Origin of the sequence: Kutzneria sp. NPDC052558 (assembly GCF_044547355.1) — a bacterium.
In the GTDB taxonomy this organism is placed as follows: Bacteria; Actinomycetota; Actinomycetes; order Mycobacteriales; family Pseudonocardiaceae; genus Kutzneria.
The window spans coordinates 37,947-62,320 of record NZ_JBIUAG010000023.1 but is presented as its reverse complement, the minus strand read 5'-3'; the positions used below and the strand labels follow the sequence as shown (position 1 = coordinate 62,320).

The following is a 24,374-nucleotide window of genomic DNA, read 5'->3' as shown; positions in this document are numbered from 1 at the left end:
TAGCGGTCAGCTCGCACCCGAGATGAACCCCTTCACCGAGTCGGCCACCAGCTGCACGGCGATGGCCGCCAGCAGCAGACCGGCGATCTTGGCCACCAGCACGATGCCGCTGTCCTTGATCAGCCGGATCAGCAGGCTGGAGTAGCGCAGCACCAGGTAGTTGATCAGGTGCACGGTCAGGATGGCCGCGGCCAGCGCGAAGTAGCTGGCGGCGTGCCCGTCGGCCTGCCGCACGAACACGATGGTCGCGGCGATTGCCCCCGGGCCGGCCAGCAGCGGCGTGCCCAGCGGCACCAGCGCGATGTTGACGTCCTCGACCGCCTCGGGCTCGGTGGCGCCCTTGCCGGTCAACAGGTCCAGCGCGATCAGCAACAGCAGCAGCCCGCCCGCGCCCTGGAGGGCGGGAATCCCGATGCCCAGATAGGAGAGGATGGCCTCGCCGCCGACCGCGAACAGCGAGATCACCGCCAGCGACACCAGCACGCCCTGCCGCGCCGCCTTGTTGCGGGCCTCCCGGCTCTTGCGCCCGACCAGGCTCAGGAACACCGGGATGTTGCCCGGCGGGTCCATGATCACGGTGAGGGTGATGGTGGCGGTCAGGTAGAGGCCCAGGTTGAAGATCACCCGACGACCACCGGGGTGCCGCTGGCCTTGTCGACCAGCGCGTCCAGCATCTCCGGCGCGGTCGTCTCCTGGCCGAGCCGGACCGTCTTGTTGGTGCCGTGGTAGTCGCTCGACCCGGTGGCGACCAGCGACAGGTCGGCGGCCAGGGCACGCAGCCGGGCCCGGGTCGGCTCGTCGTGGTCGGGGTGGTCGATCTCCACGCCGGACAGGCCAAGGCCGGCAAGGTCGGCGATCACCGACGCGGTCACGATCGGGCCCCGGCGGCTGGCGAAGGGATGGGCCAGCACGGTCACGCCGCCGGCCTCGGCGATCATGTCGATGGCCGTCTCGACCGGGGTGTCCGTGCGGGGCGCGTGGTAGCGGCTGCCGGTGCCCAGGTACTTGGCGAACGCCTCGTCGACGGTGGCCACCACGCCGGCCCGGATCAGCGCCTGGGCCAGGTGCGGCCGGCCGCCGGGCGAGTCCGCCGGCAGCCGGTCCATCACGTCGTCCGGGTCGACGGCGAAGCCGTCGGCGGCCATCCGCTCGGCCATCCGCCGCAGCCGGGTCCGGCGCTCGGCCCGCAGCCGGCTCTGCTCGGCCTTGAGCGCGGGCGACTCGGCGTCGAACAGGTAGGCCAGCAGGTGCACGGTGCAGGTGCCGCCCCGGCCGTTCGGCGACTCGCACGACAGCTCCGCGCCCCGGATCAGCCGCATGCCCGCCGGCACCGCCGCGGCCGCCTCGGCCCAGCCGGCGGTGGTGTCGTGGTCGGTGATCGCGACCACGTCCAGGCCGGCGGCGGCCGCGGCCGTGATCAGCTCGGCGGGAGAGTCGGTCCCGTCGGAGCAGGACGTGTGGGCATGCAGGTCGATGGGCACGCCCCTCAGCTTGCCTCACGGCCCTGACATGCACGAAATATGCGGCTACCCGGCCCGCTGGGCCACCAGGATCACGCCGGGGCCGCTGAACTCGTCGCGCGGCAGCCGCAGGTCGGCGGTGATCCTCAGGCCGGTCCCCTCGATGACGGCGGCCAGCTGCTCGGGCTGCCAGCGATAGGTGGTCCAGTTGACCGGGACGCCCCCGTAGCACTCGGTCCGCTGCACCTCGCCGTCGCCGACATGGGTGCCGATGATCACCTGGCCGCCCGGGACCAGGGCCTGGGCGTAGTTGGCCAGCACCTCGGCGAGCACGTCGCGGGGCAGGTTGAACAGCGACCACCAGCCCATCAGGCCGCCGTGGGAGGACTCGGCCAGCTCCAGCTCGGTCGACGAGCCGACGCTGAACCGGCATTCGGGATGCAGCCGGCGGGCGTGCTCGATCATGCGGGGCGACAGGTCGACGCCGGCGACGTCCACGCCCCGTTCGGCCAGGTAGGCCGTGACGGTGCCGGGGCCGCAGCCCACGTCGAGCACCGGGCCGAGGCCGCGCACGGCGTCGGCGAACACCGTCAGGGCGGCGAGCAGCCAGGGATGGCGGCGGATGTCGCCCATGCCGTCGTTCTGGAGCATCTCCACGTAGTTGTCGGCCACGCGGTCGTAGGAGTCGCGGACGAGCGACAGATCAGCGGGCTGGGTCACCGAAGGCATGCCCGCGACCCTAGGGCCGGCCCCCTCCGCCCCACCCCCCCGTTTTTTCACATGCGCTTCCCATGTGGGTTCAGACGCCACATAGGAAGCGCATGTGGCAAAACGAAGGGCCCCCGGACCGGTGGCGGTCGGGGGCCCTTCGGTGTCGAACGGGCGTCAGGGGACCATCTTCTTGCCGCGGGCGGCGCGCTGCGCCTTGATCATCGAGAACCGCTCGGCCTGCGCCTTCTTGTCGCCGAAGACCAGCTCGGAGATGGCGTCGTAGACCTCTTCCGGCCGGGGCAGGTACTCGATCTTGTTGAGCGCCTGGATCTGGCCGGCCGACTCCACGATCAGCGTCCCGTAGCCGAACATGCGGCCGCCGAGGCTGCGCTCGTAGGTGAGGTCGGTGACCTTGGTGACCGGCATCATCGCCACCTTGGTCACGAACACGCCACTGGTGATCATGAAGCGCTTGTCGGTGACGACGATGCGCTCCACCCACCACTCGATGACGAAGTAGGCGAACCGCAGCAGCACCAGCAACGCCGCGTACCACAGGATGTTCTGCACCACCGCCGCGTCCAGCGGCAGCAGGTGCGAGATCAGCACGGCGATGGTCAGCAGCGCCGCCGCCTCGAAGATGTCCCAGAGCAGCGTGGCCCAGTGCCGACGCACCCGGATGACCCTGCGCTCGGTCCCGAGCAGGTACTCGTCTGGATCCCTGGGTGCGAACACGAACGCGTTCCCCTCCCCGCCAGGTGCTTAGAACAGGTTCTGCACGAAACTGATCAGCGCCTCGGCACCGGTGCGAAGCGAGCCAAGGACATTGTGCACCAAGCCCGCGGCCTGCATCGGTGAGCTCACCAAGAAGAAGAGCACCAACGCAACGCCGGCCCAGATGAGGATCTTCTTCAGGTTCACGGCGACCAACCCCGTCCAAGTACTTAAAGCAGCCTTCACACCCTCGCTGCACAAGGTTGTACCGCACCGAGGTTCGCTTCGGGAGGTTTGTACTGCGCTCGGGTCAGCGCTGCTCGCACGGAGCGGAAAGTCGCTACGCTCCGTGTTCATGGTCTCGGACGAAGGTCAGCGTACTCGCTGCGTTGGCGGGATCGCACACGACTCGCGCGGTCGACTTTTGCTCATTAAGCGCGGGAAACCGCCAGGTCAGGGCCGCTGGTCGCTGCCGGGCGGCCGAGTGGAGCAGGGCGAGTCGGACGAGCGGGCGGTCGAGCGCGAGCTACTGGAGGAAACGGGACTCAGCGTCATCGTCGGTCACCTGATCGGATCGGTGTCCTTTCCGGCCCCGGTGGGCGTTTTCGACATCCATGACTACTCCTGCCAGGCAATTGGCGGGACGCTGCGCCCCGGCGACGACGCCGCCGACGCGGCCTGGGTGGACGCCGAGACCTTCGCCACACTCGAACGTCTCAACCTGCTCACGGACGGTCTCGCAGCCACTCTGACCTCGTGGAACGCCCGGCCCAGATGATCACACCTTGATCATCTGGGCCGGGGTGGGCCGGACCACGGAGAACTGCCCGAAAGCACCAACGCCGCTACCGCGGCCACGGCGCGTGTGTCACCCGGTGGGAGGCAACCACTCCAGCCGCTGCCCGTGCCGCCCGGTGCGGGCCAGCGCCTGGGCCTGCGGCGGCCCGTCCAGCCACCGGACCAGCCCCAGCACGCCCTCACCCGGTTCACCCGGAAGATCATCGCGGCCGGGCATCAGCACGTGCAGGGCCGAGTCGTACGGCTCGTCGCTGACCCACCACAGCGGCCGCCCGGCGGCCAGCCGTCCCAGCGCGGCCACGTAGTCGCCGGCCCGCTCGCCCAGCCCCAGCCCGCTGTCCACCACGACCAGCGGCAGCTCGGCCGGCAGCCGCCCGGCCGCGTCGGCCAGCCCGTCCACCGGGTCGCCGGCGACCAGCTCCGGGCCCTCCTTGGCCAGCATGGTGGCGGCCACACCCAGCCAGCGCACCCGTTCCGGCTGGTCGGCCCACACGCAGGCCTCCAGCCAGGCGAACTCGTCCGGGTCGTCGGCGTCCACCGGCGCGGCGTCCAGGCCGACCCGGGCCTTGACCGCCAGCTTCTTGGGCAGCGGCGGCGGGTCGCCGCCCAGCACGCAGTGCAGGCCCAGCGGCGTCTTGGCCGGGCCGGCCGCGAACTGCCCGGCGGCCCCGGTCTGGTAGCGGTAGCCGAACTTGTCCATCAGCAGCAGGAAGCCGGCGCACGAGCCGACGGTCAGCAGCGCGACCGGGCCGCGGGCCTGCTTGGCCGCCAGCGCCACCGCCGGATACACCAGGGCCGCCCTGCGCACGTCGTCGGTGCGCAGCGACCGGGTCGACACCAGCTCCCGGACCCGGTCGGCCCGTTCCAGCACGAACTGCCGCCACAGCGGCCACGTGCCCTCGTCCGGGCCGGAGGCCCCGCCGAGAGTGGCGTAGTAGGCCGACAGCGGATGGATGGGGTCGGCCTGCACGAGCCGGTGCGCCGCGGCCAGCAGCAGCCGCGGGTCGCGGTCCCCGAGCAGGGCCGCGACCTCGGCGTCCTCGGCCGCGCGGCCGGCCAGCAGCTGGTAGAGCGGGGACGCCGCGGCGTCCCGCTCGGCGAACTCCCGCAGCCTGGCCGCGGCCCGTTCCACGCTCACGGCCTACAGCTTCGGCTCGGGACGGCCGGGCTGCTCGCCGCCGCGACTGTCGCCGTAGGCGCGCTTGGGCACCATCACCTTGCGCCGGTACACGCACACCACCGTCCCGTCCTGCTTGTAGCCGCGGGTCTCCACGTACACGATGCCGCGGTCGTCCTTGGACTTCGACGGAGTCTTGTCCAGCACCTCGGACTCGCCGTAGATGGTGTCGCCGTGGAAGGTCGGCGCGATGTGCCGCAGCGACTCCACCTCCAGGTTGGCGATGGCCTTGCCCGAGATGTCCGGCACCGACATGCCCAGCAGCAGCGAGTAGACGTAGTTGCCCACGACCACGTTCTTGCCGAAGTCGGTGGTCTCGGCCGCGTAGTGGGCATCCATGTGCAGCGGGTGGTGGTTCATGGTCAGCAGGCAGAACAGGTGGTCGTCGTACTCGGTGACCGTTTTGCCCGGCCAGTGCTTGTACACCGCGCCGACCTCGAACTCCTCGAAATAACGCCCGAACTGCACGTCCACCTCCCAGGTGTGGCCCGGACCTCGGCGGCCGGGGACGACAGTGTCGCCCCGCGAGGAGTAGTCTCTGCAACGGTGTGTGAGCGAATCCACCGCTCCGCCCGTCGACCTTAGGAGGTGAGGGACGCCAGATGTCCAGTGCCAGTAGTAGGTACCGCGTCCCCGCCGACCAGGTTCACTCGTCCGTGTAACTGCCTGGGTCCGGCCCGGACGCGTTCGCCCTGTTCGAACCGTCCAACACTGGAGGCCGTATGCCCAGCCTGCCCTCGTTCAGCGGTCTGCGCGGTCGGTCCGCCCGCACCAACGGGCGGGTCGCGCCGCCCATCCCGGTGCCCCTGTCCGCCTATGTCGTGGACTGCGGCGTGTACATCGACGGCAAGCGCCTGCCCGGGCGCTGGACCCACACCGACGCGGTGCGCGAGGTGCGCAAGCGTCACGAGGGCTTCGTCTGGATCGGCCTGTACGAGCCGGACGAGGAGCAGATCCAGGGCGTCGCCGACACCTTCGGCCTGCACGAACTGGCCGTGGAGGACGCGGTGCAGGCCCACCAGCGGCCCAAGCTGGAGCGCTACGACGACACGCTGTTCATGGTGCTCAAGACCGTGCACTACATCGAGCACGACTCGCCGAGCACGGCCAACGAGATCGTCGAGACCGGCGAGCTGATGGTGTTCCTGGGCAAGGACTTCGTGGTCACGGTGCGGCACGGCAAGCACGCCGGCGTGGGCACGCTGCGCCGGTCGCTGGAGGCCGACCCGGAGCGGCTGGCCATGGGCCCGGCCGCGGTGCTGCACGCCATCGCCGACATGGCGGTGGACAACTACCTCGCGGTGACCGAGGCCATCGAGGACGACATCGACGAGATGGAGGTGCAGGTCTTCGCGCCGCGCACCGCCGTCGACTCCGAGCAGATCTACCTGATGAAGCGGGAAGTGCTGGAGCTCAAGCGGGCGGTGACGCCGCTGGCGGCGCCGCTGCGCCGGCTGTCCGAGGGCTACATCACCCTGGTGCCGGAGGAGGTCCGCTCCTACTTCCGGGACGTCGAGGACCACCTCACCACCGTGTCCGAGCACATCGCCAGCTTCGACGAGCTGCTCAGCACCCTGATCGACGCCGCACTGGCCAAGATCACGCTCCAGCAGAACACCGACATGCGCAAGATCACCGCCTGGGCGGCGATCATCTCGGTGCCGACCATGATCGCCGGCATCTACGGCATGAACTTCGAGGACATGCCCGAGCTCAAGTGGCGCTTCGGCTATCCGCTGGTGCTCGGCGTCATTCTGCTCACCTGCCTGCTGCTCTACCGAATACTCCGCCGCAACCGCTGGTTGTGACCCTCACCCCATCGAGCGACCGGAGTCCCACCATGTCCAAGATCCTGAGCAACCCGCTGTTCTGGGTGATGACCGCCGTGCTGCTGTGGCTGGCCACCATCACCCTGATCATCGCCCGCCAGAGCTGAATTCCCCGCTCGGCCAAGGAATTCTCGCCGGACCGGCGGGAATTCGACGAACCGGCAACTTACCGGCAGTACCTGTTCCCACCCCGCTCCCCCGTGCCAGGCTCGCCGGCGAAGGGGAGGAAATCATGACACACAGCGGAATTCGTCTTCTCGCGGCGATGGCGCTCGCCACCGCCGCGGCCTCGGCGACGGGAGTCCCGGCCGAGGCCGCCGGGCCCGGCGAGGTCCAGCTGGTCACCGTGGATCAGTTCGGACTCGAACACACCATCCGTCACGCCGACGGCACCTGGCAGCCGATGGGCTACATCCCGGGCTATCACACGGTTTCGGCGCTCACCTCGGCACTGGTCGGCGGCGAGGAACACGTGTTCCTCCAGTACGACAACGGAAGTGGCCCGCTGATCGGCCACCTGGTCCGGCACGCGGACGGCACCTGGGACCTCGGCGCGTCGACGCCCACGCAGTCGACCACCGGCCCGGCCACGGATCTGGCCGTGGCCGACGTGAACGGGCGACTGGACCTGGTCCGTCTGGACGCCGCCGGGCCGGCGGTGTCGGAGCTGGGCGCGAACGGGCAGTGGTCGTTCTGGAGCCCGGTGCCGATCAACGGCCGGCCGCTGGATGCCATCGCGGCCACGGCCGACGGGGACACGCTGCGAGTGGTGGCGCTGACCGGTAACGGCTGGTTCATCACCGCCGCCGACCGGTCGCCGGCCGGTTGGACCATCGGCCCCTGGACCGGCGTGCTCGGCCAGCACGACAGCGGCTCCCAACTGGCCGCCGCGCAGATCGGCCCGAACCTCCAGGTCGCCATCGCGTACGGCGATCTCACCGACATCCACAAGACCTTCGACACGGCGCACACCATCCTGGACCGATCGGGCTCCTGGTCCGAGCCCGGAAAACTGGGCACCGTCCTGAACAATCCCGGCTGCGACGTGCGGCACGTCGCGACGTCGGCGGTGAACGGCGAGCTTCAGTTCGCCTGTGTCGACTGGAACGGCAGGCTGCTGCACTCCATCCGGCACGCGGACGGCACCTGGCAGTCGTACGGCGATGTGCTGGCGGCGACCGGCGCGGCCGCCGCGTCCGGTCCGGTCACGATGGCTGGCGCCTGACCCGGTTTCCCGGTCGCCCCAACGGGAATTAGAAGATCCAGAACCCGGGCAACCGCGGACGGGTGGGAGCGTCTCCTCTATGTCAGCAGCCGCTGGCACGTAGGGGGAGAGAGAAAAGTCATGCCCCACAAGGGATTCACCGCTCTGGTTCCGCTCGCGCTGGCCACCGTGGCGGCCATCGGCATCGGCGCGGCGGCGCAGGCCGCGCCGGCCGTCCAGGCCGACACGCAGCTGGTCACCATCGACCTTCAGGGCGACCTCCAGCACACCATCCGGCACGCGGACGGCAGCTGGCAGAAGATGGGGTCCATCCCGGGCTACGACGGCGCCATCTACCTGACCTCCGCGATCGTGAACGGCGAGGAGAACATCCTCGTGGAGGGGGCGATCAGCCAGGGGCAGTCCGGGCTGTACACCGCCCGGCTGGTCCGGCACACCGACGGGACCTGGACCCAGCACGCCTCGATGCCGGCGATTCCCGACCAGCCGGCACCGATGTCCGCGGTGAACGTGAACGGGCAGCTCAACCTGGTCGTGCAGAGCCACTCCGGCCCGCAGGTGTCGGTGCTGAACGGCGACGGCTCGTGGTCGGCGTTCAGCGCGATCCCGACCGAGGGCCACAAGCTGGTGTCGGTCGCCGCCGCCACCGACGGGCACACGCTGCGGGTGGCCGAGCTGCTCGACGACGGCCTGACCATCGGCGTCACCGACCGCACCGCCACCGGCTGGACCCCGCTCAACATCACCACCGAGGGGCTGCCCGCCAGCCAGGCCGCCGAGAAGATCGTGGCCACCCAGACCGGCGGCCTGCTCCAGATCGCCACCATGAACAGCCCGACCGACGAGCCCGGCAACCACTACATCGAGCACGGGATCGTCGACGGCGGCGGCAAGTGGAGCGGGTTCGCCCAGGTCGACCTGCACGGCAAGGACAACCCGTGTGACATCTCGATGACCACGTCCAACGGCGCCATGCAGCTGGCCTACCTCTCCGGCCTGAACTACGAGCTGTACCACACCATCCGCTACCCCGACGGCACCTGGCAGACGCCGGGCAACGTGCTCGACGTGACCGGCGGGCACGCCTTCGGCGCGGTGACCATCGCCGGCTGAGGCCCGCGATCCCCGGGGGGGATTTCCCGAGCGGCCGTCGACTTCGAGTCGACGGCCGCTTTTCCTTGTCGCCCAAACTTTTCCCGCTGGGCGACGGGAAAAAGAAGATCCGGATTGGCGGTATCCGGAGGCTTTCGGCCGCGTCTTGCACCGTGTCAGACTTCAGCGGTCCAATGAGGGGGAGAAAGCAATGAAGCACAAGGGAATTGCCGTTCTGGCGCCGATCGCGCTGGCCACCGTGGCCGCGCTCGGACTCGGCTCGGCGGCGCAGGCCGCGCCGGCTGCCCAGGGGGACACGCAGCTGGTCACGGCCGACCAGAACGGCAACCTGCTGCACACCATCAGGCACGCGGACGGCAGCTGGCAGAAGATGGGGACCATCCCCGGCTACGGCCAGATCGACTACGTCACCTCCGCCATCGTCGGCGGCGAGGAGAACGTCGTCGTCGAGTACCAGCACGGGCAGGACGACATCCGGGTCGACCGCCTGGTCCGGCACACCGACGGCACCTGGGACTACCACGCCTCGCTGCCGCTCATCCCGGTCTACCCGGAGCCGATCGTCGCGACGACCGTGAACGGCCGCCTCAACCTGGTCTCGCTGACCCCGGACGGCCCGGTGACGGCCGAGCTGGGCGCGAACGGGACGTGGTCGGCGTTCACCTCCGTGCCCCTGCCCGTGAACCTGCACCTGCGCGCGATCGCCGCGGTCGCCAACGGGAACTCGCTGCGCGTGGTGGGCCTGTCCGGGGACAGCAACGTCGTCAGCGTCATCGACCGCACCGCCACCGGCTGGTCCCCGGTCAACTCGACGGTGATCAACGTGGGCAACGGGAACATCGCGACCCAGCTGGGCGCGGCCCAGGTCGGCGACACGCTCCAGGTCGCCGTGGTGGTCGACTCGGCGACCAACCCGCAGGCAGTGCCCTCGATCGCCCACGCGACCATGAACAAGTCCGGCAACTGGTCCACCTTCAGCGGCGTGTGGACCTATGGTCGGCCGAACCAGGTGGCGATGACGCCGGCCAACGGCGAGATGCAGTTGGCCTACATCACCGAGACCGGCGCGCTGTACCACACGATCCGACACGCCGATGGCACCTGGCAGGAGCCCGGCTCCGTGCAGGATGCTGCTGGTGGCGGTTTGGTGACGGGGCCGGTGACCATCGCCGGAGTCTGACCCGCCGGCCCCACTAGGGGGCTGAGGGGTGTTGTCGCGGGGGAGCAAGGGGCGGCTGCTGGTGCCGTTGGCGCTGGTGGCCGTGGCCCTGACCGGGGTTCCGGTGTCGGCCACGCGGCAGCCCGCGCCCCCGCCCGACCCGCCGGGCCAGGCCCAGGTGGTCGTCACCGCCGGCGGCGGCCGGCTGGTCCACACCACCCGGGACTTCTGGGGGAACTGGCAGCCGGCCGACCAGACCGGCCCGTTCGGGCAGATCATCGGGCTGACCTCGACGTACCACCTCGGCGAGGACAACGTCTTCTTCCACACCGACGAGGACGGCGGCCGGCTGGCGCACCTCGTGCGGCACAACGACGGCACGTGGGACACCGCCACCGCCCCGCCGGAGCAGAGCAAACCGACCGCGCTGGCGGTCACCGACCTGGCCGGCGAACTGGCCATGGTGGCCGTCACCGACACCAGGCCGGCACTGTCCATTCAGGAGCCTGACGGGACCTGGTCGCCATGGATGGCCGTGCCGGCCACCGGCCCGGTCACCGAAGTCGCCGCCACGGCCGACGGGACCACCCTGCGCGTGGTGGCGGTGGCCGGCGGACAGACGCTCGACGTCCGGGACCGGGCCGCGGACGGCCGGTGGACGGACGTCGGCCACACCGACATCCATTTCCACCCAAGCGAAATCTCGGCGGCGCAGGTCGGCGACACGCTCCAGTTCGCCGCCATCGACGCCGGCACGATCCGGCACGGGCAACTCATCGGGCCGGGCGCCTGGGTCGGTCCCGACAGCCTCGACGCCCCGGGCTACGCGGTGCACGTGTCGGTGACGGCCTGGCTGACCGGCCTGCAACTCGTCTACACCACAAGGGAAGGCCGGATCCAACACTCGCTCCGGCTGAGCAGCGGCTCCTGGCAGCCGTGGGGCGACGTGACCCGCGAGAGCGGGGCGCCGGCCGCCGGCGCGGTGGCCGTCGCCGCCCGCACAGCGTTCTGACGGTTCAGCTTTTTCCCACCGGGCAACCGTTTCCGCCCGGTGGGCGTGAGAAGTGTGTCCACATCCGGACAGGGGAGGGATCGGAAGTGTTGTTCACCATCAAGATGCGCGCGGTCGCCGCGGCCGCGCTCGCCGCCACCGCCACGCTGGCCATCGCCGGCGTCGCCCAGGCTGGTCCGCTCAAGCCCAACGCCGCCGACTACGGCGACGTGCAGCTGCTGACCACCGACGGCAACGCCAGTCTCGTGCACACCATCCGGCACAGCGACGGCAGCTGGCAGAGATTCGGCCGGATCGACGGCTACAACGGCGTCACCGGCCTGACCTCCACGCTGCTCACCGGCGAGGAGAACGTGTTCTTCCAGTACAACGGGTCGAACGGGCCGCAGCTGGCCCACTTCATCCGGCACGCCGACGGCACCTGGAACTGGGCCGCCAGCACGCCGGCGCAGGCCGCCGGGGCGAGCGTGGACGACCTGTCGGCCACCACCGTCAACGGCAAGATCGTGCTGTTCCAGCAGAAGGACGGCGTGCTCAAGGAGACCACCCAGGCCACCGACGGCTCCTGGTCGGCGTGGGCGGACGTGCCCAGCAACGGCAAGGTGCGCAGCGCCGCGGCCTCCGGCTTCAACGGCAGCCTGCGGCTGGTCGAGCTGTCCTCGGACGGCAAGACCGTGACTGAGTACGACCAGTACTCCAGCGGTTCGTGGAGCGCCGGCCGGTCCTCGGCGGCCAACCCCGACCCGAACTACACCGCCACCGACGTGGCCGTGGCCGCCGACTACAACGGCGTCCAGATCGGGCTGGTCGAGAACTACTTCAACTACAACGTCGGCGTGTACCACAGCATCCTGCACAACGACGGCGGTTGGGACCGGTTCCAGTCGGTCGCGAACGTGCTGAACAACTACTACGCCGTCCAGGACCTCTCGATGACGACGTCCGAGGGCGAGATGCAGCTGACCTTCTCCAGCACGGGTGGCGACCTGTTCCACACCATCCGGCACTACGACGGCAGCTGGCAGGCCGCCGGCGACGTGGAGTCGGTGGCCGGCAACGCCACCGCCGGCCAGGTCACCATCGCCGGCTACGTGTTCTGAGGCAAGCCGAACACGCGGCATGGCGTGTTCACCACCAGAAGCATCACAAGGGGAGGAATCCGTCATGTCGCGCATCGTTCGCACGCTGATACCGCTGGCGCTGGCCACCGGTGTGGTGGCCGCCGCCCTGCCGTCGGCGCAGGCCGCGCCGGCGGCGCCGGCGGCCACCAGCCAGCTCCAGGTCATCGGGGTCGGCGTCGAGTCCGGGATGGCCCACACCATCCGGGACAGCCACGGCAACTGGGCCGGCTTCGGCTGGCTCGGCGGCTACGACAACTTCTACGGCACCTACGCGCTGGACTCGGCCATCGTCAACGGCAGCAACGACGTCGTGTTCGACTACCTGGCCGGCTCCACCCACACCCCCAGGATGGGCTTCCTGATCCGGCAGGCCGACGGCACGTGGCTCAACGCCACCCCGCCGTCGGGCGGCGCGCAGCCGGGCGACGAGCTCGCGGTGGCCGACGTGAACGGCACGCTGACCCTGGTTCGCTTGCAGGACAGCAAGTTCCAACTCGCCACCTACGACGGCACGAACTGGTCGGCGTGGCAGGACGTGCCGCTGACCGGCCAGTTCCGGGACGTGGCCCTGACCAGCAAGGGCGGCACCGCTCGGCTGGTGGCGCTCAAGGGCGACGGCAGCGGCTTCATCACGATGGACCGCACCAACGGCACGTGGGGCTCGCCGACCACGGTCCCGTACACCAGCCCGATCGGCGCTCCCGGCGGCGCGCTGCGGATCGACGCCACGCAGATCGGCGACGACCTGCACGTGGTGCTGTCCGACGTGGAGCGGATGTACCACACCGAGCAGCACGTCAACGGAACCTGGGACGGCTTCGGCGACCTGGCCGGCGTGGCCGGCTTCGTCGAGCAGCCGGTGGACGTGGCCACGGCCGAGGTCGCCGGCGAGCTCCAGGTCGTGATCACCAACGGCAACCCCACCTCCGGGGACTTCATGTTCCACACCATCCGGCACGCCGACGGCAGCTGGCAGCGCTTCGCCGCCGTCGGCCCGGTCGCCGGGTACACCGACTCCGGCCTCGTCACGGTGGCGAGCCAGTGAGGCGCGCCCTGTTGGTCCCGCTGGCGGTCAGCACCCTGCTGACCGCCGGCGCGGTCGCGCCGGCCCAGGCCGCGCCGCAGGCTCTCGGGGACGTGCACCTGATCACGTCCCACGCCCAGACGCTGGACCACACCATCCGCCACGCCGACGGCACCTGGCAGCCGTGGGGCACCCTGACGATCAAATCCGTCGGCCCCCAACCGGTGGCGGTGGCGTCGGCGGTGATCAACGGCGCCGAGCACGTCATCTACTACGGCCCGGAAAAGCACCACCCGCCGGTGGTGTACGCCTACCACCACCTGGTCCGGGACACGGCCGGCAACTGGACCGACGGCAGCCTGCCCGACGCCATGCCCGGGACGCCCAGCAGCACCGACCGCCAGGCCGCCGCCAACCTGAACGGGCATCTCGCCCTGGTGCGCCAGCAGGGCGACGTGCTGGCACTGTCCATCCAACAGAGCGACGACAGCTGGTCGGCGTGGGAAACCGTGCCCACCAGCGGCCCGATCGGCAGCTTCTCGGCCACCGCCAACGGCGGGGTGCTGCGGGTCGTCACAACCAACTTCGACGGTTCTCTGGTCACCGACCACGACCGGGCCGCCGACGGCGCCTGGTCGCAGGACTCGACGTCGTTCTACAGCACCGCCACCCCGCGAGTGGCGGTGGCGCAGGTCGGCGCCGACCTCCACATCGTCGCGGCCACCAGCTTCGATGCCCCGTACGCGGTGTGGCACACCATCCGCCACGCCAACGGAAGCTGGGACGTGTTCGGCGCCGTCGAGGCCGAGGCCGGCAACATCACGGCCGTCCAGCAGATCGCCGTCACGAGCTCGCGCGGCGCCCTACAACTGGTCGCCAGCACCACCGATGGCGGGCTGTACCACACCATTCGGGCCGCCAACGGCACCTGGCAGCGCTTCGGCGACGTCAAGGGCGCGGCCGGCGCCACGTCGGTCGGCGACATCTCCCTGGCCGGAGAATGACCATCCACCCCTTCGGGGAGTGATCAGCCCCAGGGCTGTTCCGCCCACGTGAACGGCAGGCCGTGGCCCCAGCCATGGCCGAGCCGCACCGACAGGCCCGCGGGCCACAGCTTCAGCAGCAGCTCGAAGTTGCCGCGGGCCCGTCGCGGTTCGTACACGAGCAGCGCGAGCGGGGCGCTCCCGGTGGCGCGGGCCGCCGCCTCGGCCAGGGCGGCGCGCCCGCGTTCCCGTTCCGACGGGGACGCGTACTGCCACATCACCGAATGCCACACCACGGTCAGCACGCCCTCGGGCAGCTCGGCCAGCTGCCGCTCCAGCCACTCCGCGCCGCCCGCGCGCTCGACCTTGACCGGGTCGGCGACGGCCAGCCGCATGGCGGCCCGCAGCCGGTCGACCCGCGACGCCATGTCGGGCCACACGAACGAGGACAGGTGCAGCTGCCCGGCCCTGGTCGTCACGTCGACCGGATCCACGTCGCAGCCGGCGCGGCTGTGGAGCACCAGTGGCCGGCTCAGGTTCGCCGGCGGCAAGCCGGTCCACTCCGGATCCAGTTGCAGCTCACTGTCCGGATCGCCGAGCACGGAACCGTCGGCCAGCCGGTAGGCCACCTTGTGCGGGCGCAGGTTCAGACCGCCGCTGGCCCCGACCTCCAGCAGCCGCACCGGCAGCTCGCCAACCCGTTCCGAAGCCACCAGCAATCCGCCGTAGAGGGGCCCGCTGCGGCCGACCTCGTTGGTCTGCACGGCATTGGCCCGAACCAGCTGCCGCACCTCGGCCTCGTGCTCGCGCACCGTGGCCTCGGCATCGGTCCACAGCGTCTCCAGCCGGGGCTCACCGCCCACGCTCGGGTAGTGCTTGGCCAGCGCCGGCGCGCGGCCGTCGAGCACGAGGTGGTGCAGGGCGGCGGCGAAACGCAGGCCCGGCACCGTGCCCGGGCGGTCCCGTTCCGAGCCGGCCATCGCGCGGCCGGTGACGCCGCCGGCGTCGAGGTCGTCGGCCGCGGCGTTGAGCAGGGCATGAGTCAGGGGACTGCCCGGCAGGCACGAGGTCGAGATGTCGCGGAAGAGCTTCGCCAGCACACCGTGCACGCTATCCGCTCGTACGCTTCCGGTCATGGCGAAAGTGCTCGCGGTGTCCGACGAGGTGGTGGAGCAGCTGTGGACCGACCGGGTCCGCCGGCTCGACGTCGACCTCATGGTCGGCGCGGGCGACCTGCCCTTCGACTACCTGGAGTACCTGACCAGCGCGCTGGACCGGCCGTGCGTGTTCGTGCCCGGCAACCACGACGCCGACCTGACCGGCTACGCCAACGTGCGCGGGCTGTGGACGCGGGCCGGCATGCCGGCGGACTGGCCGGGGCCGGCCGGCGGCGTGAACGTGGACGCGGGTGTGGTCGACGTGGCCGGGCTGCGCATCGCCGGCCTCGGCGGTTCCATCCGCTACAACCGGGGCCCCAACCAGTGGACCGAGCGGCAGCAGGCGCGGCGGGCCCGGCGGATGGCCCGGCTGGCCGGCTGGCGGCGGCTGCGGGACGGTCGGGGCGTGGACGTGCTGCTGACCCATTCGCCGCCGGCCGGCTGCGGCGACCTCCCCGACGACCCGCCGCACCGCGGCTTCGCCTGCCTGCACGACACCGTGCGCCGGCTGCGGCCGAAGTTGTTGCTGCACGGGCACATCCACCCGCACGGGGCCGAGACGCCGGACCGCCGGCTCGGCGACACGCGAGTGGTCAACGTGGTCGGCTACAAGGTGTTCGAGGTGACGCCCGATGGCCCGTGACACCGGCTTTCCCCGTGCCGACGCGGAGAACGACTTCCTGCGGGCCCGCCGCGGGCAGGTGCTGTCCCGGCTGGCGGCGTGGCTGCGGCGCGAGCCCGACGACGTCAACATCATGCTGCCCTTCGACGAAGTCGTTGCGGCGCTGGGATATCAGGGCGAACGGCGAATCGGCCTGCGGGTGATCCCGCTGGACTCGATCGTCGGCAGCGTGGACCGCACCCGGGACTTCGACCGCCGCTTCCGGCCCACCTCGGCCCGGGTTCGGGAACGGTGGGAGCGGCTGGCCCTGGCCCAGCGGCGCGGCGAGGCCGTGCCGCCCATCGAGGTCTATCGCATCGGCGAGCTGCATTTCGTGCAGGACGGCCATCACCGCGTTTCCGTCGCCCACGCCCTCGGTCTCGACGTCATCGAGGCGTACGTGACCGAGGTGCGAACCCGATTGTCAGCCGCCGGAATTCGCTATCGCGGCGACCTGATCGTCAAGGACCACCGCCGCCTGTTCCTGGAGCGCGTCCCCCTGACCGGCGAGGCCCGCGCCGCCGTTCTCGTCACCGATCCCCTCGATTACGCCCGCCTCGGCGAACACGTCGAGGCCTGGGGATTCCGCCTCATGCAGGACACCGCCGAATTCCTCGACCGCCCCACCGTCGCCCGCCGCTGGTACACCGAGGAATACCTGCCCGTGGTCGCCATGCTCAAGGCCGCCGACCTGCTCGACGGCCGCACCGAGACCGAGACCTACCTGCGCGTGGCCGGCGAGCGCTACCGCCTCATGCGCACCCACCGCTGGGACGACGACGTGATCGCCGCCCTCCGCTCAGCGCGCGACGTCCGGTAGCGGCCGGACGTGGTTCATCACCCGGTCCGCGTAGTTGTCGAGCAGCCGGGTGCCCAGCTGCTGGGAGTAGCCCAGCAGGGCCGACCACAGCAGCAGGGCGGCCTGGGAGGTGACGCAGGTCAGGCCCTCGGCCACGTGCGCGCTCAGGGCCAGCACGCCGATCACCGCCAGGGCGGAGCCGAGCAGCACCTTGATCAGGGCCTGGTAGCCGACCAGCACGTACGGCGAGAGGCTGGGCCGCCGCCGAGTCAGTAAGACCACCGCGGACACGGTCGCCCCGAACGCGCCCAGCAGCTGGACCATCCACACGTCCAGCTGGCCGGGCACCTTGCCGCCGGAGGCGCACGCCACCACCGAGTTGCTCTCCGGCATGTGCGCGCACATCGGCAGGAACTCCGGCCGGAACAGGCCGAGCAGCCCCAGCACGGTGTTGACCACAAACAGCAGCAGCGCCGCGGCCACCATCTTGTTGCGCAGGGCCCGGGCCGCCGCGTGGGCGTCGTCGGACGCGTCGAAGGCCGCCCTCAGCGCGTCGACCACGATGGCCCGGTCGGTCGGCCCCGCCGGCCGACCCGGTTGCAGCGTCTCCAACGCCTGCCGGCGCAGGTCCTCCTCCGGCAGGTAGCCGGCGACCCGCTGGCGCAGGCTCGGCATCCGGCCGGCCAGATCCGGCAGGCCGGCCGCCGTGCACACCTCGGCCTCGTGCAATGCCCGCCAGGCCCGCTCGATGTGCCAGCCCGACCACCACGAGGCCGGCAGCCGCCAGAACCGCTCCTTCAGCGCCAGCACCCGGTCCACCACGTCCAGCGACTCCAGCGCCGACCGCCGCTCCCGGTCCACGCCCGGCACCCCGTCCAGCTCGGCCAGATCGGCCCGGGTCCGACGGGCCCGGGCCTCCACCGTGAGCTGCCAGTCCGTCAACCGGGCCCGGTCGCCGATCGCCATGTGGATCACCCCGGTTCCGATGGTCCCCCGCCCCTCCCCGGAAATCAGCGCCCAACCGGTCCCCACAACTCCACCCATCGAGTGACACCCCAACGCTTGGAAGGGGGCTTTCCTGCACTCGGAGTGGAGGAAGGCCCCCTTCCAAGCGCTAAAGGGTTGACGGGGGTCAGGATTCGGAGTAGGTGAGGTTTGCTCCGGAAGTGGGGGCGAAGAGCTGGAGCTTGTCGGGGTCGAACCAGAAGGTGGTGGGTTGGCCCTCGACTGCGGCCGAGGCCGCGGACAGGCGGGTGACCACCTGGCTGCCGCTGTCCGGGACGCCGGCGGAACCGGCGTCGGCGGCCAGGTCGGCCAGGTCGCTGGACTGCGCCTCGCCGCCCTCGACCGAGAAGTAGGCGTACTTCTCGGAGCCCATCGACTCCAGCACCTCGATGCGGGCCTCGAAGGTCGTGCCGCGGGCCAGCGCCGCCGGGTCGACCAGGGCGGCGTCCTCGAAGTGCTCCGGCCGCACGCCCAGGATCACCTCCCGCGGCGCGTCGGCGGCCTCGGCGGCCCGCCGGACCCGGTCGGTGAGCGTGACCTTGCCCAGCGGTGTGGACAGTGCCCCGTCCTCCAGGGTGGCCGGCAGGAAGTTCATCGACGGCGCGCCGATGAAGCCGGCCACGAACAGGTTGGCCGGGTGGTCGTAGAGGAACTGCGGCGCGCCGATCTGCTGCACGACGCCGCCCCGCAGCACCACCACCCGGTCGCCCAGGGTCATCGCCTCGGTCTGGTCGTGGGTGACGTACACGGTGGTGGTGCCCAGCTGCTTCTGCAGCCGCGACACCGAGGTCCGCATCTGCCCGCGCAGCTTGGCGTCCAAATTGGACAGTGGCTCGTCCATGAGGAACGCCTTGGGGCTGCGCACGATCGCCCGTCCCATGGCCACCCGCTGCCGCTGGCCGCCGGACAGGTTGGCCGGCTTGCGGTCCAGGTGCGGGATCAGGTCGAGGATCTGGGCCGCCTCCTCCACCTTTGCCTTGACCGTCGCGTTGTCCACTTTGGCCAGTCGCAGCGGGAAGGCCATGTTCTCCCGCACGGTCATGTGCGGGTACAGGGCGTAGGACTGGAACACCATGGCGATGTCCCGGTCCTTGGGCGCCCGCTCGTTCATCCGCTGGCCCCCGATGCGCAGCTCGCCGCCGGTGATGTCCTCAAGGCCGGCGATCATGTTGAGGGTGGTGGACTTGCCGCAGCCCGAGGGCCCGACCAGGATGATGAACTCGCCGTCGGCGATCTCGACGTTCACCTCGGAGACGGCGAGCGCGCCGTCCGGGTACCGCTTGGTCACCTTGTCCAGAACGATCTCGGCCATCGCGGCCTCACCCCTTCACGGCGCCGGAGGTCAGCCCCGCGACGATGCGGCGCTGGAAGAACAGCACGAACAGCACGATAGGAATCGTGATCACCACCGCCGCCGCGCAGATCTGCCCGGTCGGGTCCTCGAACTGGGAGGCGCCGGTGAAGAACTGCAGCGCCGCCGGCACCGTGCGGGAACGGGTGGTCGCCGTGAGCGAGATGGCGAACAGGAAGTCGTTCCAGCAGAAGATGAACACCAGGATCGCGGTGGTGAACACGCCCGGCGCGGCCAGCGGCGCGATCACCCGGCGAAACGCCTGGGCCGGCGTGGCCCCGTCCATCTTCGCCGCCTTCTCCAGCTCCCACGGGATTTCCCGGAAGAACGCCGAGAGCGTGTAGATGGCCAGCGGCAGCGCGAACGTGATGTACGGCAGGATCAGCCCCGGCCAGGTGTCGAAGATGCCGACCGACCGCTCGATGGAGAACAGCGGCGAGACCAGCGACACCTGCGGGAACATGGCCACCAGCAAGGAGAATCCCACCAGCAGGGTCTTGCCGGGGAAGTCCAGCCGGGCGATGGCGTAGGCGGCCATCGTGCCCAGCACCACGGCGATCGCGGTGGCGATCAGCGAGATGCCGATGGAGTTGAGCAGCGCCAGCAGGAAGTCGTTGGTCTGGAAGATGTCCAGGTAGCTCTGGATCGACCACTGACTCGGCAGCAGATTGCCGTCGCCGATGGTGGCCTTGGACTTGAACGACAGCGACAGCGTCCACAGCACCGGCACCAGGGCGTACACCACCACCACGATGTCGATCAGCGTCCACTGCAGGCGCTTGCCCGGTGTGATGACGGCCATCATCGCCTCCCCGAGTCGGATCCGGGCGCGGCGGTGCCGAACACCTTGATGAACACGAAGGCGATGACCGCCACCGCGATGAAGATCAGCACCGACATGGTCGAGCCGATGCCCAGGTTCAGGCCGCGGATCAGGTTGTCGTAGGTCTGCATGGACACCGAGCCGGTGCCCTGCGAGCCGCCGGTGAGGATGAAGATGTTGTCGAAGATACGGAACGCGTCCAGGGTCCGGAACAGCAGCGCCACCAGGATCGCCGGCTTCATCACCGGCAGCATCACCTTGGTGAACCGCTGCCACGGCCCGGCCCCGTCCATCGAGGCCGCCTTGAGCAGGTCGTCGGGCACCAGCGCCAGGCCGGCCATCAGCAGCAGGGCCATGAACGGCGTGGTCTTCCACACCTCGGCCAGGATGATCGCGCTGAGCGCCGGGAGCTTCTCGGTCAGCACGGCGGTGTCCGGCCCGACCAGCTTGGCCAGGTAGCCGGTGTCCGGCGTCCAGGCGAACTTCCAGCTGAACGCGGCGACGACGGTCACGATGCCATACGGGACAAGGGAAACCGTGCGCACCAGGCCGCGGCCGACCAGTGTCCGGTGCATGATCAGCGCCAGCGCCATGCCCAGCACCAGCTCGATCACCACCGACAGCACGGTGATCACCGCGGTGGTGCCGAAGGCGGTCCACCAGTAGCCGTTGCCCAGCACGGTGGCATAGTTGGCCAGGCCGACGAACTCCTGCTTGTCCGGGAACCTCAGGTCGTAGCGCTGCAAGGACAGCCAGACGGAGTAGATGATCGGCCAGCCGGTCACGGCCAGCATCACGATCGCCGCCGGCGCGCACAGCAGCAGGCCCAGCCGGCGCTCGGCCCGCTTTCCCTCGCTGAGCACGGGTTTGGTCTTCGCGCGGTGGGTGGTGGCGGGCCGCGCCGCCTCGGTCGTCCGACTCACGGGAGCACCCCCTTGGAGTCCAGCGCGTCCTGGATCGCCTGGCGCATCTGGTCGGCCGTGCTCTGGGGATCGATGGCCGACGGCGGCGAGAGCAGGTTCTGCATGATGGTGGAGACGTTCTGGTAGGCGGGCGTGATCGGGCGGCTGGCCGCGTCGGCCAGCTCGGCCTTGATGTCGTCCTTCATCGGGTACGCCTTGGCCATGTCCGGCGCGTCGTAGACGCTGGCCACGGTCGGCGGCACGCCGTCATTGACCGCCGAGTAGTCCTGCATCTGCGGGCTGCGCAGGCACAGCGCCGCCTTGAACGCCTCGTCCTTGTGCAGCGAGTAGGCGCTGATGGCCAGGTTCTCGCCGCCGATGGTGACCTTGGCCGGCTGGCCCGGGATCACGCTCGGATAGGTCGTCCACTTGAAGTGCTTGAACAGGTCGGGCTTGTCCTGCTGCATGGAGGCGTAGACGTAGGGCCAGTTCAGCTCGAACGCCGCGTCGCCACCCTCCATCAGCAGCGCCACCTGCTGCTCCTGGGCGCTGGCCAGGCCGGCGTCGGTGACGCCCGCGGTGGCGAACTTCTTCAGCATTGCCAACGCTTTCACCGCGCCGTCGTCGACAACGGCCTTGGCGCCGTCGTCGGAGACCAGCTGCCCGCCGGCCGAGGCGGTCAGCGTGTTGAAGCCGACCACCAGGCCCTCGTACTGGGCCCCGGTGAAGGCGATCTTGTAGGACTTGCCCTGCTGCTTGAGTTTCTGCGCGTCGGCGATCATCTCGTCCCAAGTGGACGGTGGCGTGGACACCAGATCGTCGCGGTACCACAGCAGTTGCACGTTGGTGTGCTTGGTGGCGGCGTACAGCTTGCCGTCATAGGTGGCCGAGGCCAACGGCCCGGCCAGCACGTCCCTGCGCGCCTCGGCCTCGTTCGCGCCGGTCCACGGCACGATCCAGCCGGCCCCGGCGAACTCCGGCGTCCAGGTCGTGTCCACGCCCAGGATGTCCAGGCTGGTGTCGCCGGCCGCCAGTCTTCGCACCATCTGCTCGCGCTGGCCGTCCGCCGCTCGCGGGGCGGTCAGCAGTTCGATGTGATAGGCCCCGTTCGCCTGCTGGTTGCACTGGTCGATGACGTTTTGGAAGTGCTGTTCCGGCGGGTAGTACACGCTGATCGTGACTCCCCCGCCCGCGCCCGCCCCGCAGGCGGCCACCAGCGGTGCGGCCAGTGCCGCGGCGGCGGTGGCCACCAGGCCCCGACGCCACCGCGGGCGCCGACCGGTCGGCTGTGCCATCGGTCCTGCCTCCCTTCGCCTCAGGGGGCCGAACCCGCGCGGCTACCGGCGGACACCACGACGTCCGCCGACCCGGTTCCGGCACCCCGACGTGCCCCGGTCCGGCCGGGCGATCACGTCCGACGGACCGGTGCAGGCAACCTATGACCGGCGTTTTGGCAGCCGCAAGCGATTGGGGCAACGATTCAGACACCGGGCGGGCCTTCTGCCCGGATGTACCAATGCCCGGCTAGGCGGCGCCCCCGGCGGGGCGCATGGCCAGCTTGGCCAACAGGTCACGGCCCTGCTCGGCGTTGCGGGGCTGACACAGCACGTCGTAGCGGCCGGCCACCAGCTGGCTGGAGGACTGGAAGTCCCGGCGGCCGCGGGTGGAGGCGTAGCCGACGGCGGCGAAGACCATGAAGAACACCACGCCCAGCACCAGGCAGACGGCGATCTGGAGCAGGCCCGCCGACTGGCCGCCGGTGAACAGGCTCAGCATCACGCCGACGAACAGGCCGAACCACGCGCCCGACGCGGCGCCGGCGCCCAGCACCCGCCGCCACGACAGGCGCCCGGTGACCCGCTCCACCAGCATCAGGTCGACCCCGACGATGGTCACGTCCTGGACCGGGAACTCGCTCTCGGCCAGGAAGTCGACGGCACGCTGCGCCTGCCCGTACTCCTCGTACGAGCCGATCGGCCACCCGGTCGGCCTGGTGGGCAGCCGCGGCGGGCCGGCGGACCTGTCCTGCGATGAGAACGAACTCGTCACCGATATCACCCCGTTCGCGGTCGCTGATCTCCCATTGTCCTCACGACCAACGAACCACGCGAACCGGGCGTGCCGGATCAGCCCCGGGACTGGTACTCCCGGAGCAGCCCCCGGCTGATGATGGTCTTCTGGATCTCGCTGGTGCCCTCGCCGATCAGCAGGAAGGGGGCCTCCCGCATGAGGCGCTCGATCTCGTACTCCTTGGAGTAGCCGTAGCCGCCGTGGATGCGGAACGCCTCCTGGGTCACCTCGGCGCAGTACTCGGAGGCGATCAGCTTGGCCATGCCGGCCTCGACGTCGTTGCGCTGGCCGGAGTCCTTGAGCCGGGCCGCGTTCACCATCATCAGGTGCGCAGCCTCGACCTTGGTGGCCATCTCGGCCAGTTTGAAGGCGATGGCCTGGTGGTCGGCGATCTGCTTGCCGAAGGTCCTGCGCTGCTGGGCGTACTCGATGGCCAGCTCGAAGGCCCGGATGGAGATGCCGCAGGCGCGGGCGGCCACGTTGACCCGGCCCACCTCCACGCCGTCCATCATCTGGGCGAAGCCCTGGCCGGTGACGCCGCCGAGCACCTGGCCGGCGTCGGTCCGGTAGCCGGTGAACACCATCTCCGTGGTGTCCACGCCCTTGTAGCCCATCTTGGCGATCTTGCCCGGGATGGTCAGGCCGGGGGCCACCTCGCCGTAGCCGACCGGCTTGTCGACCAGGAACGCGGTCAGGTTCTTGTGCGGCTTGTCCGCGCCCTCGTCGGTGCGGACCAGGACGGCGGTCAGGTTGGAGGTGCCGCCGTTGGTCAGCCACATCTTCTGGCCGTCGATGACGTAGGAGTCGCCGTCCTTGCGCGCCCTGGTCTTGATCGCGGCGACGTCGGAGCCCAGGTCCGGCTCGGACATCGAGAAGGAGCCCCGGATCTCCCCCGTGGCCATCTTGGGCAGGTAGTGCGCCTTCTGCGCGTCGGTGCCGTGCTGCTTGATCATGTGAGCGACGATGAAGTGCGTGTTGATCACACCGGAGACGCTCATCCAGCCGCGCGCGATCTGTTCCACCACAAGGGCGTAGGTCAGCAGCGACTCGCCGAGCCCGCCGAACTCCTCGGGGATGGTGAGGCCGAACAGCCCCATCTCCTTCATGCCATCGACGATGTCGGCCGGGTACTCGTCCTCGTGCTCCAGCGCCTGCGCGTGCGGGATGATCTCCTTGTTCACGAAGTCGCGAACGGTGGACAGGATCTCCTGCTGCACGTCGGTGAGACCGGCGGTCTGGGCGAGGCGGGCCATGGTGGTCCCCTTGTCGTCGCTGACTGG

The 24,374-nt window shown here is 70.3% G+C and carries 26 protein-coding genes; 11 read left to right on the top strand and 15 right to left on the bottom strand.

Features of this window, described 5'->3' with window-relative positions; all coding sequences use genetic code 11:
- Nucleotides 1-6: 6 nt before the first annotated feature.
- From ACIG5F_RS33515 to ACIG5F_RS33495, 5 genes are all read right to left on the bottom strand, one after another.
- On the bottom strand, nucleotides 7-624 hold the full coding sequence (locus ACIG5F_RS33515; RefSeq protein ID WP_396523937.1) for a MarC family protein: 618 nt from the start codon (nucleotides 622-624) through the stop codon (nucleotides 7-9).
- The gene (locus ACIG5F_RS33510; protein WP_396524023.1) at nucleotides 621-1,490 is read right to left on the bottom strand and encodes a PHP domain-containing protein; all 870 of its coding nucleotides are present in this window, start codon (nucleotides 1,488-1,490) and stop codon (nucleotides 621-623) included. The genes ACIG5F_RS33515 and ACIG5F_RS33510 overlap by 4 nt, the downstream gene beginning before the upstream one ends.
- A gap of 36 nt (nucleotides 1,491-1,526) precedes the next feature.
- On the bottom strand, nucleotides 1,527-2,189 hold the full coding sequence (locus ACIG5F_RS33505; RefSeq protein ID WP_396523936.1) for a class I SAM-dependent methyltransferase: 663 nt from the start codon (nucleotides 2,187-2,189) through the stop codon (nucleotides 1,527-1,529).
- 156 nt (nucleotides 2,190-2,345) lie between these two features.
- Nucleotides 2,346-2,906, bottom strand: coding sequence for a PH domain-containing protein (locus ACIG5F_RS33500; RefSeq protein WP_396523935.1), 561 nt, complete (start codon nucleotides 2,904-2,906; stop codon nucleotides 2,346-2,348).
- Nucleotides 2,907-2,933: 27 nt separating this feature from the next.
- Entirely contained in the window at nucleotides 2,934-3,092 is a 159-nt protein-coding gene (locus ACIG5F_RS33495; RefSeq protein WP_211763649.1) for a hypothetical protein, read from the bottom strand.
- Nucleotides 3,093-3,240: 148 nt separating this feature from the next.
- On the opposite strand from ACIG5F_RS33495, the gene ACIG5F_RS33490 reads away from it, so the two are divergent.
- On the top strand, nucleotides 3,241-3,663 hold the full coding sequence (locus ACIG5F_RS33490) for an NUDIX hydrolase (RefSeq protein ID WP_396523934.1): 423 nt from the start codon (nucleotides 3,241-3,243) through the stop codon (nucleotides 3,661-3,663).
- 90 nt (nucleotides 3,664-3,753) lie between these two features.
- On the opposite strand, the gene ACIG5F_RS33485 is transcribed toward ACIG5F_RS33490, so the two are convergent.
- Both ACIG5F_RS33485 and ACIG5F_RS33480 read right to left on the bottom strand, forming a co-directional pair.
- Nucleotides 3,754-4,821 carry a DUF2332 domain-containing protein gene (locus tag ACIG5F_RS33485; RefSeq protein WP_396523933.1) on the bottom strand — a complete coding sequence of 356 codons (1,068 nt, stop codon included), beginning with the start codon at nucleotides 4,819-4,821 and terminating at the stop codon, nucleotides 3,754-3,756.
- 3 nt (nucleotides 4,822-4,824) lie between these two features.
- On the bottom strand, nucleotides 4,825-5,328 hold the full coding sequence (locus ACIG5F_RS33480; RefSeq protein WP_396523932.1) for a MaoC family dehydratase: 504 nt from the start codon (nucleotides 5,326-5,328) through the stop codon (nucleotides 4,825-4,827).
- Between the two features lie 254 nt (nucleotides 5,329-5,582).
- Between ACIG5F_RS33480 and corA the strand changes: the two genes are divergently transcribed.
- The 8 genes from corA to ACIG5F_RS33440 all read left to right on the top strand — a co-directional run bounded on the left by corA (nucleotide 5,583) and on the right by ACIG5F_RS33440 (nucleotide 14,347).
- Complete coding sequence (gene corA / locus ACIG5F_RS33475; RefSeq protein WP_396523931.1) at nucleotides 5,583-6,668, top strand: magnesium/cobalt transporter CorA; 1,086 nt, start codon at nucleotides 5,583-5,585, stop codon at nucleotides 6,666-6,668.
- Between the two features lie 253 nt (nucleotides 6,669-6,921).
- On the top strand, nucleotides 6,922-7,914 hold the full coding sequence (locus ACIG5F_RS33470; protein ID WP_396523930.1) for a hypothetical protein: 993 nt from the start codon (nucleotides 6,922-6,924) through the stop codon (nucleotides 7,912-7,914).
- A 120-nt stretch (nucleotides 7,915-8,034) separates the two neighbouring features.
- A complete protein-coding gene (locus tag ACIG5F_RS33465) occupies nucleotides 8,035-9,027 on the top strand; it encodes a hypothetical protein (RefSeq protein ID WP_396523929.1) in 993 nt (330 codons plus the stop codon).
- A gap of 190 nt (nucleotides 9,028-9,217) precedes the next feature.
- Nucleotides 9,218-10,207, top strand: a complete 990-nt coding sequence (locus ACIG5F_RS33460) for a hypothetical protein (RefSeq protein WP_396523928.1) — start codon at nucleotides 9,218-9,220, stop codon at nucleotides 10,205-10,207.
- Between the two features lie 28 nt (nucleotides 10,208-10,235).
- Nucleotides 10,236-11,198: a hypothetical protein gene (locus ACIG5F_RS33455; RefSeq protein WP_396523927.1), complete on the top strand. Its 963-nt coding sequence runs from the start codon at nucleotides 10,236-10,238 to the stop codon at nucleotides 11,196-11,198.
- Nucleotides 11,199-11,284: 86 nt separating this feature from the next.
- Nucleotides 11,285-12,298 carry a hypothetical protein gene (locus ACIG5F_RS33450; RefSeq protein ID WP_396523926.1) on the top strand — a complete coding sequence of 338 codons (1,014 nt, stop codon included), beginning with the start codon at nucleotides 11,285-11,287 and terminating at the stop codon, nucleotides 12,296-12,298.
- Nucleotides 12,299-12,362: 64 nt separating this feature from the next.
- Nucleotides 12,363-13,364 carry a hypothetical protein gene (locus tag ACIG5F_RS33445; protein WP_396523925.1) on the top strand — a complete coding sequence of 334 codons (1,002 nt, stop codon included), beginning with the start codon at nucleotides 12,363-12,365 and terminating at the stop codon, nucleotides 13,362-13,364.
- Nucleotides 13,361-14,347, top strand: coding sequence for a hypothetical protein (locus ACIG5F_RS33440; RefSeq protein WP_396523924.1), 987 nt, complete (start codon nucleotides 13,361-13,363; stop codon nucleotides 14,345-14,347). Before ACIG5F_RS33445 ends, ACIG5F_RS33440 begins: the two co-directional genes overlap by 4 nt.
- Nucleotides 14,348-14,370: 23 nt before the next feature.
- On the opposite strand, the gene ACIG5F_RS33435 is transcribed toward ACIG5F_RS33440, so the two are convergent.
- On the bottom strand, nucleotides 14,371-15,426 hold the full coding sequence (locus ACIG5F_RS33435; protein ID WP_396523923.1) for a DUF2332 domain-containing protein: 1,056 nt from the start codon (nucleotides 15,424-15,426) through the stop codon (nucleotides 14,371-14,373).
- A gap of 34 nt (nucleotides 15,427-15,460) precedes the next feature.
- Here ACIG5F_RS33435 and ACIG5F_RS33430 point away from each other — a divergent pair, with 34 nt between their 5' ends.
- Together ACIG5F_RS33430 and ACIG5F_RS33425 are read left to right on the top strand one after the other, a co-directional pair.
- On the top strand, nucleotides 15,461-16,126 hold the full coding sequence (locus ACIG5F_RS33430) for a metallophosphoesterase (protein WP_396523922.1): 666 nt from the start codon (nucleotides 15,461-15,463) through the stop codon (nucleotides 16,124-16,126).
- Nucleotides 16,116-16,964, top strand: coding sequence for a chromosome partitioning protein ParB (locus tag ACIG5F_RS33425; protein WP_396523921.1), 849 nt, complete (start codon nucleotides 16,116-16,118; stop codon nucleotides 16,962-16,964). Before ACIG5F_RS33430 ends, ACIG5F_RS33425 begins: the two co-directional genes overlap by 11 nt.
- On the opposite strand, the gene ACIG5F_RS33420 is transcribed toward ACIG5F_RS33425, so the two are convergent.
- From ACIG5F_RS33420 to ACIG5F_RS33390, 7 genes are all read right to left on the bottom strand, one after another.
- Nucleotides 16,944-17,909, bottom strand: a complete 966-nt coding sequence (locus ACIG5F_RS33420; RefSeq protein WP_396523920.1) for a hypothetical protein — start codon at nucleotides 17,907-17,909, stop codon at nucleotides 16,944-16,946. The genes ACIG5F_RS33425 and ACIG5F_RS33420 overlap by 21 nt on opposite strands.
- Nucleotides 17,910-18,075: 166 nt before the next feature.
- Nucleotides 18,076-19,260 (bottom strand): ABC transporter ATP-binding protein, encoded by a 1,185-nt coding sequence (locus tag ACIG5F_RS33415; protein ID WP_396523919.1) that lies wholly within the window; start codon nucleotides 19,258-19,260, stop codon nucleotides 18,076-18,078.
- Nucleotides 19,261-19,267: 7 nt separating this feature from the next.
- Nucleotides 19,268-20,104 carry a carbohydrate ABC transporter permease gene (locus ACIG5F_RS33410; RefSeq protein ID WP_396523918.1) on the bottom strand — a complete coding sequence of 279 codons (837 nt, stop codon included), beginning with the start codon at nucleotides 20,102-20,104 and terminating at the stop codon, nucleotides 19,268-19,270.
- A complete protein-coding gene (locus tag ACIG5F_RS33405) occupies nucleotides 20,101-21,045 on the bottom strand; it encodes a carbohydrate ABC transporter permease (protein WP_396523917.1) in 945 nt (314 codons plus the stop codon). The genes ACIG5F_RS33410 and ACIG5F_RS33405 overlap by 4 nt, the downstream gene beginning before the upstream one ends.
- On the bottom strand, nucleotides 21,042-22,319 hold the full coding sequence (locus tag ACIG5F_RS33400; protein ID WP_396523916.1) for an ABC transporter substrate-binding protein: 1,278 nt from the start codon (nucleotides 22,317-22,319) through the stop codon (nucleotides 21,042-21,044). Before ACIG5F_RS33400 ends, ACIG5F_RS33405 begins: the two co-directional genes overlap by 4 nt.
- Nucleotides 22,320-22,548: 229 nt before the next feature.
- The gene (locus tag ACIG5F_RS33395; protein ID WP_396524022.1) at nucleotides 22,549-23,079 is read right to left on the bottom strand and encodes a general stress protein; all 531 of its coding nucleotides are present in this window, start codon (nucleotides 23,077-23,079) and stop codon (nucleotides 22,549-22,551) included.
- Between the two features lie 71 nt (nucleotides 23,080-23,150).
- Nucleotides 23,151-24,347, bottom strand: coding sequence for an acyl-CoA dehydrogenase family protein (locus ACIG5F_RS33390; RefSeq protein WP_396523915.1), 1,197 nt, complete (start codon nucleotides 24,345-24,347; stop codon nucleotides 23,151-23,153).
- Between the last annotated feature and the right edge of the window lie 27 nt (nucleotides 24,348-24,374).